This is a genomic window from Streptomyces sp. NPDC036984, from assembly GCF_055607665.1.
This window is the reverse complement of record NZ_JBVJRL010000010.1, coordinates 188,374-200,586: the sequence shown is the minus strand read 5'-3', so window position 1 is coordinate 200,586 and position 12,213 is coordinate 188,374. Positions and strand designations below refer to the sequence as shown.

Here is a 12,213-nt window from a genome sequence, read left to right as displayed (position 1 = left end):
CAGCGTACACAAAGTTGAGTCTATTCCACTCAAGGTCAGCCGGGCAGTGGTTCGGGGCTAGGTTGCGCCTATGACGAGGCACTCCGTGGATCCGGTTTCCCCCGACGAGCCGTACCTCGCCTTCTGGCGCGAGCGGCATCTGTGCACGCTGACCACCCTCCGGCCGGACGGCAGCCCGCACGTCGTACCGGTCGGGGTGACCTACGACCCGGCGGCGCGGCTGGCCCGGGTGATCACGAACGGATCGAGCGCGAAGGTGGCCCATGTGCGCGCCGCCGGGAACGAGGGCGCCCGGGTGGCGGTGTGCCAGGTGGACGGCCGGCGCTGGGCCACGCTGGAGGGGCGCGCGCGGGTACGGACCGAGCCGGAGCGGGTGGCGGAGGCGGTGCGCCGGTACGCCGATCGGTACCAACGGACGCCCGCCCCGAACCCGTCCCGGGTGGTGATCGAGATCGAAGTGGAGCGGGCGCTCGGGCACGGCTGAGATCCGACGGTTTTCGGCCATCGTGAGATTCCCCCCGCCCCAGGACTCTCCCGGAAACCCTGCGCCGTCGTCCTCTTTTTCGGCTCGCGGCCCCCCCGCTGCGGGGGGAAGCGCCTGAGCGATGTGTTACGACGGGGGAATCGCGTCAGGCACTGCGGGGGGTGGCCGAGATGGTCCTCAGGTCGGACTCCGCCGGCTCGTACAGCCGGTGATCCCGCTGGTCCAGGTTCACAAAGATCATTCCGTACCGGATGGCACATCGCACCGGTTGCGGCGCGCCACGCGGCTTACGCAGGCATCGGTACGCCCGCACGTCTCCGTCCTCGTCCCGCGTGACGACGACCGGCTCGCCGAACACGGTCACCATCAGCGAGTCACCACTGTGGGGGATGGCGGTGACCAAGTCGATGAAGTGCCAGCCGGAGCGGTAGGCGGTGGCCATTTCGCGGCGGAAGGAGCGGTCGTCAGGTGGAGTGGTCACGTCAGCTCCACACGGTGTCATCTGGAGTGGCGGACGTGGCGCCGTCACCGGCGACCGGAGCCGTAACAGACCAGACGGTGTCCGCTCGAACGTCACCCTTCTCGCCAGAGAGGCCACTCAGCGATCCGAAGGCCACAACGGCGGAGAAGGCGGCGACAAGCACCGAGCGAAGCATTCTCTTACGCATAGTCGGCTTCGTCCTCACTTGAAGGTCCCCTCTTCCCCCGTCGGATAAGACGATGGCTCATTCGGACACGTCATGACCACACAATCAGTGCATCATGTTCCTGCATGTTCAGGACCCTGGGGGGTGGAGATTTGGCAACGAATCAGACTATCGAGACACATCCCCATGCCTTGACGGACCTCTGCCCGGAGGGAAGCCGCCTCTACGCGAACGCTCTGCGCATGGGACGCGTCTCGCGCGCCGATGTGGAGGCCGCTCCCTGCCTGATGGAGTTCGCTCTCCTCCACCCCGACCCCGACGACGCCGACTGGCTGCGGCCCGTACCGCCGTCGGTCGCCCTGTCCCAGCGGCTCAACCCCCTCGAACGCGAGATCACCGAGCGCAGGCGGCTGTCAACCGAACTGGCCGAGGCTTTCGAGCCGTTCATGGACCTCAGTACCCAGGCGACGGCAACCACCCACTCCATCACCGTGCTGGAGGGCCTGGACCGGATCAACACGGCCCTCGACCTGGCCACCGCCCAGTGCCAGAAGGAGGTCCTCACGGTCCAGCCGAGTGCCCGCCATCCCGAGCGCCGGCTGGTCGAGGGACTGGAACGGGACAAGCCGCTGATCGAACGCGGCGTACGGATCCGCACGCTCTACCAGCACACGGCCCGGTACAGCCCCGAAAGGCTCGCCTACGTCGACCAGTTCGTCGACGGCAAGGCGGAGTACCGCACCATCGACGAACTCGTCGAGCGCCTCATCATCTGCGACGAGACCGTGGCCTTCATACCGGTCCGGGACGACCGGCAGGTCGCCCTCGAACTCCGGCACCCGGGGCTCGTCCGCTACCTGATCAAGGTGTTCGAGTTCATGTGGGACCGGGCGGTGCCGCTGAGCGCCGGCGCCCCCTACGAGACGGCACCCGACGGCATCACCGAGATCCAGCACTCCATCGCCAAACTCCTCGTGGAGGGCCACGTGGACGAGGCCATCGCCCGCCGGCTGGGGATGAACGTCCGCACCTGCCGGGCCCACATCGCCAAACTCGCCCAGGCCCTCGGCAGCGGCAGCCGGGCCCAGCTCGGTTATCTCATCGCCCAGTCCGGGATCCTGGACCGGGACCAGTGAGGCGATGACCGGGCCCGGAGCGATACGAAGGGCCCCGCACGGCGGCACCGCCTCCGCGTCCGCGCCGCCCTCCCTCGGTGGCGGCAGCGGCAGCCGGGCGCAGCTCGGCTAGCTCATCGGACGCTCGGGGATTGTTGATCCGGACCGGTGAGGGCGCTGGTCGGCACCGGCGGGCGGTGACCGTCCAAACCCACCTGGGCGATCCGGACGCCCAGTTGGGTACGGCTGGCCGCGCCCAGCGTCTCCGACAGCCGGGCGATATGGGCCCGGCAGGTGCGCACGCTGATGCCGAGCCGCTCGGCGATGACCGCGTCCTGGTGGCCCTCGGCGAGCAGCGCGGCGATGGACTGCTCGCGGTGCGAGATGCCCTCGATGCCGGTGTCGGGCAGGGGGGCCGTCAGCGGGATGGCGAGGCGCCAGAGGCGCTCGAAGACCGTCACCAGGTATTCGACCAGGGCCGGGTGGCGCAGCTCCAGGGCCATCGTGCGGTCGGCGTTGGCGGGGATGAAGGCCACGGTGCGGTCGAAGAGGATGAGCCGGTCGATGACCTCGTCCAGGGTACGGGCCTCCACCGTGTCGCCCATCAGCTCCAGGTAGTTGAGCAGTCCCTGGCCGTGCCGGGCCACGTGCGTGTAGAGGTCGCGCATCCGCACGCCCCGGCCGCGCAGCGCCAGCGCCCGGTGCAGACCCTCGGTGAGTTCCGCCTCCCGCCGGATGCCGCCCGGCTGCACGGTGAGCACCTCGGTGGTGCACGCCTCGGTGGCCTCGTCCATCGCGGCCTGGATGCGGGAGAGTCCGTCCAGGACGCGGATCGCGGTGCCCTCGCCGGGGCCCGCCGGCGTCCCCAGCTGCCGGCCCAGGTCCGCGTACCACTCGAAGGCGGCCACCGCCGAGCCCACCCGCCGCTGGCTCTCACTGACCTCGTCGTAGACCCCGCGCAGCAGCCGGGTCATGACCTCCTGCGGCGAGGTCGGCACCAGCCAGTCCATGTCGTCGGGATCCGGGTGCAGCAGGGCCAGTTCCAGCAGGCAGGGCACCGGTTCGGCATCCGTGCGCGGTACCCGTCCCCGGCGTACGGCACGGGAATACACACGGTCCCCGGCCTCGCACAGCCGGTCGGCACCGTGAGGATGCTCCTCCGCCCCGTGCCCGGCCATCGCCCATTCCACCCCCGGTGTGCTGCCACTTCCGCAGCGCAACTATGCGCGGCCCCGACCCGGTCCGCAACACGGCTCCTGTCGCACCGGCCGCCGAAAACAGCCACTATGCCCGGGTTTCGGTGACGCTCCATCCCACACGTTGCAACAAGACGATGGTGGTGGTGCGGACGTGATTTCGGCATCGCGGGTGCCTCCTCCCGTAGCGCGCCCACGGGGGTGGCGCGATACCGGGGGGAGGCCGTCCGCGAGGGACCGCCGGAGAGCGCGGAACCTACTTCAGGCCGATCGCCGCGCAGGCCGCCTTGTGCTTGACGGTGCAGATGGCGTCGACGCTGTAGATGCCGTCCGCGACGACCGTGTCCTTGATGGTGCGCTTGGTCAGCGCGGTGACCTGGACAAGCCTGGCCGGGATGTCCTTGGCGGTGGGGCTGTCCACCCGGTCCTGGGTGAGGGCGTCGAACTGGATGTCCTTGCCCTGGATCTTGGTGACGGCCATCTGCGCGGCGGCCTCGGCCTCGTCCGGGTAGGACTTGTAGACGCTCATGTACTGCTCGCCGGACACGACCCGCTGCACGGCGTCGAGTTCGGCGTCCTGGCCGGTGATCGGGGGCAGCTCGGTGACGCCGGCCACCTTCAGGGCCTTGATGACACCGCCCGCCATGCCGTCGTTGGCGGAGTAGACGGCGGCGATGTTGTTCTTGCCGATCGACGCGATCGCCTTGGCCATGTTGGCCTCGGCGTTCTCCGGCTTCCAGTCGGTGGTGTCGTAGCTCGCCGCGATGGTCACCTTGCCGTTCAGCTCGGAGAGCGCGCCCTCCTTGAACTGCTTGGCGTTCGGGTCGGTGGGCGAGCCGTTCATCATGACGATCTTGTCGGACGTGTCGACGTCCGACCCCAGCGCCTCCAGCAGGCTGCGGCCCTGCACCTCGCCGACGAGCTCGTTGTCGAAGGAGATGTACGCGTCGATCGGGCCCTCGGCGAGACGGTCGTAGGCGATGACCGGAATGCCCGCGTCCTTGGCCTTCTTCACCCCTGCGGCGACGGCGTGCGCGTCCACCGCGTCGAGCAGGATGACGTCGACCTTGTTATCGATCATGTTCTCGAGCTGCTCGGCCTGCCGGGTGGCGCTCGCGTCCGCGTTGGCGTACTCGACCTTGCCCTGCTTCTTGGTGAGTTCGGCCACCTTGTCCTTGATGATGGGGTAGTCGAACTTGTCGTAGCGGGTGTTCGCCTTCTCCGGCAGCAGAAGGCCCACGGTGACGTCGTTGCCCTTGGTCGGGCTCGCGCTCGCCCCGTCCCCCGTCGCGTTCAGCACGCCACAGCCGGCGAGCGAGAGGGTCATCGTGGACGCGGCCACGGATATGGCGATACGACGCATTCGGGGGCTCACTTCAGGTGCGTTCCGGACGTGGGTGCTGCTATACGACCCAGGTGTCTGAAAAGACAACGCGGAGGCCACACCCGGCGTCAAGAAGAATCACTTAACGAGTGCGCAACACCACGCTCAGCTGCACCTGTGAAGGTCACGCGAAACCCCCTTCAAACGCTTTTTACGGACCGTCCACCCCAAGGGAGTTCACGGTTCGGCAACGATCCGCACAACCAACCCGGTTCACCGCGAGTCGTGATCACGGCGGCCCCGAGCCGCGCTCGAAATCGATCAGAGGACCGAATGAACCCAGCCAGACGTACGACCGCCACAGCCGTCGTACTCGTCGCCTCCTGCGCACTGCTCGGCGCGGTCGCCCCGCCCGCGTCCGCCACCACGAGCTGCTCCTCACCGGTCTACACCCGGCAGTTCTACGCGAACACCACCTTCTCCGGCACCCCGAAAAAGACCGACTGCGACAGCGGCGTCAACGAGCAGTGGGGCACCGGCGCGCCCGCCTCGGGCCTGCCGAAGGACAACTTCGGCGTGCGCTGGACCGTCACCCGCGACTTCGGCTCCGGCGGCCCCTTCAGCCTCGCCGCGACCGCCGAGGACGGCATCCGGGTCTACCTCGACGGCACCCGCAAGGTCGACCTGTGGAAGAACGTCTCCCGTTCGCAGGCAAAAACGGTCAACGTCACCATTCCATCCGGCCGACACACCCTGCGCGTCGACTACGTCAACTGGACCGGCGGCGCGTCCGTCTCCTTCGGCTACGCCCCGCGCGCCGAGGCCGACGTCGACAAGGTCAGTCCCCTGGTGCCGGCCGGGGTTTCGGCGTCGTACGACAAGGCGACCGGCAAAGCGAAGCTGAGCTGGGCGAAGAACAAGGAGATGGACCTCGCCGGCTACCGCGTCTACCGGCGCCTGAAGGGCACGGCGTTCGGCAGCAAGCCGCTCGCGACCACCACCGGCACGTCGTACATCGACAGCTCCCTGCCGCAGACCGGCGAGACGTACTCCTACGAGGTCCGCGCCTACGACCGGTCCGGCAACGAGTCCGCGGGTACGGCCGACCAGGCCGTGACCACCGTCGACCGGGTCGCGCCCGCCGTGCCCGTCATCACGCGCGCGACCGGCGAGGTGACCCCGGAGGGTGGTACGGGCGGGCTGAAGGTCGCCTGGGGCGAGGTCCCGGGCGCGGTGTCGTACCGGGTCCTGCGGGCACCGGCCGAGAACGGCACCTATATCGAGCTGGCCACCACGGCCCAGCCCTCCTACCTGGACACCTCGGCCGCCGAGAGCGTCGTCTACTACTACCGGGTGTCGGCCACCGACGCGGCCGGCAACGAGTCCGCCCCGTCCGTGCCGCAGCGAGGCAGGATCTGGGACAACGACCCGCCGGCGCTCGTCACCGGTCTGAAGGTCACCCCGACCGAGTACGGTTTCCGACTGGACTGGGACAAGAACCCGGCCACGGACCTGAAGTACTACACGGTCCACCGGGGCGAGCTGGTCGGCGACGAGGACGACCGGGTCTGCTACGGCCTCGCGACGGACTACGTCTCGCCCACCGCCACCTCCCACGCCTACACCACGCTCCCGGACGGCGGCGAAGCCTGCTTCTTCGTCGACGCCGTGGACGACGAGGGCAACTCGGCGGTCGAGTGGAACGGCCCGGCCGAGGCCGTGGTCGCCACCGAGCTGGACATGACGCCGAGCGTGACCACGCCCGAGGGCTCGCCGGTGCACGTGACGGCGACCACCGGGCAGGACGGCGCGGCACCGGTCACGCTGGGCTGGTCCCCGGTACCCGACGCCACCGGCTACCGGGTCTACCGCTGGAACCCCGGCACCGAGGCGTACGAGAAGCTGGCGGAGACGACCGGGACCTCCTACGAGGACACCGGCGCCGCCCAGGGCACCACCCACTTCTACTGGGTGACCTCGCTCGCCGCGGACGGCACCGAGTCCGCGCCCGGCGGCGACGGGGCGGTCCTGGCGCCCTGAGCACCGCCCTGACCCCGTAGGCGCCCTGGCGCCGCCCTGGGCATGCGGAAGGGGCCGGCAGGATCGCTCCTGCCGGCCCCTTCCCGTTCCACTCGGTTCAGTCCTGCTGCTGCCGCTTCGGCCGCCACACCACCAGCGCGCTGGTCTGCTGGACCTCCTGGTACGGAACCAGGTCGCGCCGGTAGGAGGCGTGCACCGCGGCCTCGCGCTGCTGCATCGCGGCCGCAGCGCCGTCCAGGGCCGCCTCCAGCTCCGCGACCCGGGACTGGAGCGCGGCGACCTGGTTCTCCAGTTCGATGATCCGCTTGATGCCGGCCAGGTTGATGCCCTCGTCCTGCGACAACTGCTGCACCTGGCGGAGCAGTTCGATGTCACGGGCCGAGTAGCGGCGGCCCCGGCCCGCGGTGCGGTCCGGGGAGACAAGGCCCAGGCGGTCGTACTGGCGCAGCGTCTGCGGGTGGAGTCCGGAGAGCTGGGCCGCCACCGAAATGACGTAGACCGGGGTCTCCTCGGTCAGTTCATACGGGTTACGTCGACGGCCGTCCATCTCTCTCAGACTCCCTTCGCGGCCTCGAACAGCTCCGCCCGCGGATCCTCGCCCGCAGTCGCCTCGCGATACGCCTCCAGCGCGTCACGAGCCTTCCCCGACAGGTCCGTGGGGACACGCACCTCCACGGTGATCAGCAGATCGCCGCGGGTGCCGTCCTTGCGGACCGCGCCCTTGCCTCGCGCCCGCATCGTACGACCGTTCGGCGTGCCGGGCGGCAGCTTCAGGGTGACGGCCGGGCCGCCGAGGGTCGGCACCCGCACCTCGCCGCCGAGAGCCGCCTCGGCGAACGTCACCGGCACGGTGACGGTGAGGTTGTCGTCCTTGCGCCCGAACACCGGGTGCTCGCCGACATGGACGACCACGTACAGATCGCCCGCCGGGCCGCCCCGCTCGCCGGGCGCGCCCTTGCCGCGCAGCCGGATCCGCTGGCCGTCGGTGACCCCGGCCGGGATGCGGACCTGCATCGTCCGGGACGACTTGGCCCGGCCGCTGCCCTTGCAGTCCAGGCAGGGGTGCTCGGCGATCAGGCCGCGGCCCTTGCAGTCGGGGCAGGGGTCGGTGAGCGAGAAGCCGCCGCCGGAACCCCGCGCGACCTGCCCGGTGCCGACGCAGGTCGGGCACACGCGCGGTGTGCCGTTCTTGTCGCCGGTGCCGGAACATGCCTTGCAGGGTGCCTGGGAGGACATCCTGAGCGGCACCGTGGCGCCCTCGATGGCCTCCGTGAAGCTCAGCGTGACCTCGGACTCGATGTCCTGGCCGCGCCGGGGCTGGGTCCGCGTGCCCGCGGCGCCGCCCCGGTTGAACAGGCCCCCGAAGACGTCACCGAGTCCGCCGCCGAAGCCTCCGCCCTGGGCACCGCCCGCGCCTCCGAAGAGGTCGCCCAGGTCGAAGTTGAAGGAGCCGCCGGCCCCGCCCGGCCCGGGGCGGAAGCCGCCGTTGCCGAACAGGGCGCGAGCCTCGTCGTACTCCTTGCGCTTCTTGGGGTCGCCGAGGATGTCGTTCGCCTCGGAGATCTCCTTGAAGCGCTCCTCCGCCTTGGCGTTGCCCTTGTTGGCGTCCGGGTGGAACTCGCGGGCGAGCTTCCGGTACGCCTTCTTGATCTCGGCCTCGGTGGCGTCCTTGGGGACGCCGAGGACCTTGTAGTAGTCCTTCTCGATGAAGTCCTTGGTGCTCATCCTCGACGTACCCCCTTTCCGCGGTTCCCCTGGGTTTTCCCGTCAGCCCTCGTCCGGGCCACCGTTGTCCTTGTCGTCGGCCGCCGCGGTGCTCTCCTCGGCGTCCTCGCCCTTGCCGGACTGCGCGCCGGGCTGCGGCTCGGCGACGGCCACTCGCGCGGGGCGGATGGTGCGCTCGCCGATGCGATACCCGGGCTGGAGGATCGCCACGCAGGTCGTCTCGGTGACGTCCGGCGCGTAGGAGTGCATCAGGGCCTCGTGGATCGTCGGGTCGAAGGGCTCACCCTCCTTGCCGAACTGCTGAAGCCCCAGCTTGGCCGCGACCGTCTCCAGCGACTCGGCCACCGACTTGAAGCCGCCGACCAGTTCGCCGTGTTCGCGCGCGCGGCCGATGTCGTCGAGCACGGGCAGGAGCTCGGTCAGGAGGTTCGCGATGGCGATCTCCCGGACCGCGACCCGGTCGCGCTCGACGCGGCGGCGGTAGTTCTGGTACTCGGCCTGAAGGCGCTGGAGGTCCGCCGTGCGCTCGCCGAGCGCGGTGCGCACCTGGTCCAGCTGGGCGACCAGACCGGCACTTTCGTTCGCGTCCCCGGCCGGGGCCGCCCCCTCCTCGGGGGCGGCCTTCGGCTCGGCGTCGTCGGAGGTGGCGCCGGAGGGGACGTCGGGCTTCTCCTCGAAGCCCGGGGTCTCCTCCGTCACGCGGCACCGTCCTTGCGCTCGTCGTCCACGATCTCGGCGTCCACGACGTCGTCGTCGGCCTTGGCCTCACCGGCACCGGCGGAGGCACCGCCGGCGGCCTGCGCACCCTGGGCGTCGGCGTACATGGCCTGGCCCAGCTTCTGCGAGACGGCGGCGACCTTCTCCGTGGCGGTGCGGATCTCGGCGGTGTCCTCGCCCTTGAGGGCTTCCTTCAGCTCGCCGACCGCGGCCTCGACCTCGGTCTTGACCTCGCCGGGGACCTTGTCCTCGTTGTCCTTGAGGAACTTCTCGGTCTGGTAGACCAGCTGCTCGCCCTGGTTGCGGGCCTCGGCGGCCTCGCGGCGCTTGTGGTCCTCCTCCGCGTAGCGCTCGGCCTCCTCACGCATGCGGTCGACCTCGTCCTTCGGGAGCGAGGAGCCGCCGGTGACGGTCATCTTCTGCTCCTTGCCGGTGCCGAGGTCCTTCGCCGTGACGTGCATGATGCCGTTGGCGTCGATGTCGAAGGAGACCTCGATCTGCGGGACGCCACGCGGCGCCGGCGGCAGACCGGTCAGCTCGAACATGCCGAGCTTCTTGTTGTAGGCCGCGATCTCACGCTCGCCCTGGTAGACCTGGATCTGCACCGACGGCTGGTTGTCCTCGGCCGTGGTGAAGATCTCCGAGCGCTTGGTCGGGATCGTGGTGTTGCGCTCGATCAGCTTGGTCATGATGCCGCCCTTGGTCTCGATGCCGAGGGACAGCGGGGTGACGTCGAGCAGCAGGACGTCCTTGACCTCGCCCTTGAGGACACCGGCCTGGAGCGAGGCGCCGATGGCGACGACCTCGTCCGGGTTCACACCCTTGTTGGCCTCCTTGCCGCCGGTCAGCTCCTTGACGAGCTCGGCGACGGCGGGCATACGGGTGGAGCCACCGACGAGGACGACGTGGTCGATCTCGTTGATGGAGATGCCGGCGTCCTTGATGACGTTGTGGAACGGCGTCTTGCAGCGCTCCAGCAGGTCGGCCGTCAGCTGCTGGAACTGAGCCCGGGTGAGCTTCTCGTCCAGGTGCAGCGGGCCCTCGGCGGACGCGGTGATGTAGGGCAGGTTGATCGAGGTCTCGGTGGAGGAGGACAGCTCGATCTTGGCCTTCTCGGCGGCCTCGCGGAGGCGCTGGAGGGCCATCTTGTCCTTGGACAGGTCCACGCCGTGGCCGGACTGGAACTGCTTGACCAGGTAGTCGACGACGCGCTGGTCCCAGTCGTCACCACCGAGGTGGTTGTCACCGTTGGTGGCCTTCACCTCGACGACGCCGTCGCCGATCTCCAGGAGGGACACGTCGAAGGTGCCGCCACCGAGGTCGAAGACGAGGATCGTCTGGTCGTCCTTGTCGAGGCCGTAGGCGAGCGCCGCCGCGGTCGGCTCGTTGACGATGCGCAGGACGTTCAGGCCGGCGATCTCGCCGGCCTCCTTGGTCGCCTGGCGCTCGGAGTCGTTGAAGTAGGCCGGGACGGTGATGACCGCGTCCGTGACCTTCTCGCCCAGGTAGGCCTCGGCGTCCCGCTTCAGCTTCTGCAGGATGAACGCGGAGATCTGCTGCGGGTTGAAGTCCTTGCCGTCGAGCTGGATCTTCCAGTCGGTGCCCATGTGGCGCTTCACCGAGCGGATGGTCCGGTCCACGTTCGTGACCGCCTGGCGCTTGGCGACCTCGCCGACGAGCACCTCACCGTTCTTCGCGAAGGCGACGACGGACGGCGTGGTCCTGGCACCCTCGGCGTTGGTGATGACGGTGGGCTCGCCGCCCTCCAGAACGCTGACGACGGAGTTAGTCGTGCCCAGGTCGATGCCGACCGCACGTGCCATGGTTGATTCCTCCAGCTGACTTGAGTGGAACAGGCTCAAGTGTGCATGAGCGGACCCACTGGGTCAACAGACCTGAGCCAGCTGGGCTCAACTCTTATCCGTTCCTTACACGCAAGTGCCCGCTGACCTGCGTCGACGGCACACCTCGGGGCTGCTGGACAGGCGTCCTGAGGAGGACGAGAACGGCAACGGCGAGGACCGTCCCGCCGGCCACCCAGAGCGCGGCCCCCTTCCCGGTCCAGCCGGTGTGCACCAGTACCCCCACGAGCACGGCCGAAAAGGAGCCGGTCCCCAGCAGCACGACCGCCCCCTGCGGGGCGAGCCCGAGCCGCCGCAGCCGGTGCGCGAGGTGGTCGGGGCCGCGCCGCAGCAGCGGCCGCCGGGCCAGCCCCCGGGCGAGGACCACCAGCAGGGCGTCGGCGACGGCGACGGCACCGAGGCAGAACACCACCGCCGCGCTCGGCCCGATCTCGTACCCCGCGCGCGTGAAGACGACCGCCGACGACAGCAGGAACCCGGTGAACAGCGAGCCGCATGCGCCGAGCCCGATCCGCGCGGGAGGCCAGTTGTGCATGAGGAACCCGGTGAGGGCGGCGGCGACCACGCTCAGCAGCACGGCCAGCCCGTCCATCACCTCGGCGGCGGCACAGGCCCCGGCGCCGAAGGCGGTGATCACCCCGATCGTGCCCGCCAGGCCGTCGGCGTGGTCGAGCCCCTTGAAGGCGAGCGTGGCGAGGACGACCCAGCCGACGGCCAGCACCCCGCCCCAGACGCCCGTCTCGTCGTACGGCACCACCCAGGCCGCCGCCACGGCCGTACCGGCGACGAGCACGCGCGCGCGAAGCCGCCACACGTCGGCCACCAGGCCCAGCGCGGCGACCCCGACGGCGGCCGTCAGCAGCCCCCCGACCCCCTCCCCGAGGGGGGCGACCCGGGTCCACTCGCCCATCCAGGAGACCAGAGAGGTGACCGCCACGACGGCGAGCCCGCCGAGAAGCGGAAGGGGCCGCTGCCGACGGCGGTCCAGGATTCCAGCCCTGAGCGCGGGCAGCCGGAACGCCGCTGCGAGCACGGCGGTGAGCAGCAGGGCGGCGGAGGCGGCGGCAATCCCGTAGAGCACGGCTCTAAGGTAGGGGTGAAAG

General features: G+C 69.9%; 11 protein-coding genes. 3 read left to right on the top strand and 8 right to left on the bottom strand.

Translation table 11 applies throughout. The annotated features are described in order from the left end of the window. Positions 1–70: 70 nt before the first annotated feature. Complete coding sequence (locus ACZ7DL_RS20460; RefSeq protein WP_470775663.1) at positions 71–484, top strand: pyridoxamine 5'-phosphate oxidase family protein; 414 nt, start codon at positions 71–73, stop codon at positions 482–484. Positions 485–629: 145 nt separating this feature from the next. Here ACZ7DL_RS20460 and ACZ7DL_RS20455 read toward each other — a convergent pair whose 3' ends face one another. Then, positions 630–965: a hypothetical protein gene (locus ACZ7DL_RS20455; RefSeq protein WP_470775661.1), complete on the bottom strand. Its 336-nt coding sequence runs from the start codon at positions 963–965 to the stop codon at positions 630–632. 291 nt (positions 966–1,256) lie between these two features. Here ACZ7DL_RS20455 and ACZ7DL_RS20450 point away from each other — a divergent pair, with 291 nt between their 5' ends. Then, positions 1,257–2,267 carry a helix-turn-helix transcriptional regulator gene (locus ACZ7DL_RS20450; RefSeq protein ID WP_470775659.1) on the top strand — a complete coding sequence of 337 codons (1,011 nt, stop codon included), beginning with the start codon at positions 1,257–1,259 and terminating at the stop codon, positions 2,265–2,267. Positions 2,268–2,380: 113 nt separating this feature from the next. Here the strand turns inward: ACZ7DL_RS20450 and ACZ7DL_RS20445 are convergent, their stop codons facing one another. Continuing rightward, positions 2,381–3,424, bottom strand: a complete 1,044-nt coding sequence (locus ACZ7DL_RS20445; protein WP_470775658.1) for a helix-turn-helix transcriptional regulator — start codon at positions 3,422–3,424, stop codon at positions 2,381–2,383. 274 nt (positions 3,425–3,698) lie between these two features. Further along, the gene (locus tag ACZ7DL_RS20440; protein WP_470775657.1) at positions 3,699–4,805 is read right to left on the bottom strand and encodes a sugar ABC transporter substrate-binding protein; all 1,107 of its coding nucleotides are present in this window, start codon (positions 4,803–4,805) and stop codon (positions 3,699–3,701) included. A 294-nt stretch (positions 4,806–5,099) separates the two neighbouring features. On the opposite strand from ACZ7DL_RS20440, the gene ACZ7DL_RS20435 reads away from it, so the two are divergent. Continuing rightward, positions 5,100–6,806, top strand: a complete 1,707-nt coding sequence (locus tag ACZ7DL_RS20435; RefSeq protein WP_470775656.1) for a PA14 domain-containing protein — start codon at positions 5,100–5,102, stop codon at positions 6,804–6,806. Positions 6,807–6,903: 97 nt separating this feature from the next. Here the strand turns inward: ACZ7DL_RS20435 and ACZ7DL_RS20430 are convergent, their stop codons facing one another. The 5 genes from ACZ7DL_RS20430 to ACZ7DL_RS20410 form a co-directional block, all read right to left on the bottom strand. After that, the gene (locus ACZ7DL_RS20430; protein WP_055705130.1) at positions 6,904–7,353 is read right to left on the bottom strand and encodes a heat shock protein transcriptional repressor HspR; all 450 of its coding nucleotides are present in this window, start codon (positions 7,351–7,353) and stop codon (positions 6,904–6,906) included. Positions 7,354–7,358: 5 nt separating this feature from the next. Further along, positions 7,359–8,531, bottom strand: a complete 1,173-nt coding sequence (gene dnaJ / locus ACZ7DL_RS20425) for a molecular chaperone DnaJ (RefSeq protein WP_470775655.1) — start codon at positions 8,529–8,531, stop codon at positions 7,359–7,361. Between the two features lie 42 nt (positions 8,532–8,573). After that, complete coding sequence (gene grpE, locus ACZ7DL_RS20420) at positions 8,574–9,230, bottom strand: nucleotide exchange factor GrpE (protein ID WP_470775653.1); 657 nt, start codon at positions 9,228–9,230, stop codon at positions 8,574–8,576. Beyond that, positions 9,227–11,071, bottom strand: coding sequence for a molecular chaperone DnaK (gene dnaK, locus ACZ7DL_RS20415; protein WP_470775651.1), 1,845 nt, complete (start codon positions 11,069–11,071; stop codon positions 9,227–9,229). The genes grpE and dnaK overlap by 4 nt, the downstream gene beginning before the upstream one ends. Before the next feature lie 94 nt (positions 11,072–11,165). After that, positions 11,166–12,191 (bottom strand): MraY family glycosyltransferase, encoded by a 1,026-nt coding sequence (locus ACZ7DL_RS20410; protein WP_470775649.1) that lies wholly within the window; start codon positions 12,189–12,191, stop codon positions 11,166–11,168. Positions 12,192–12,213 lie beyond the last annotated feature (22 nt).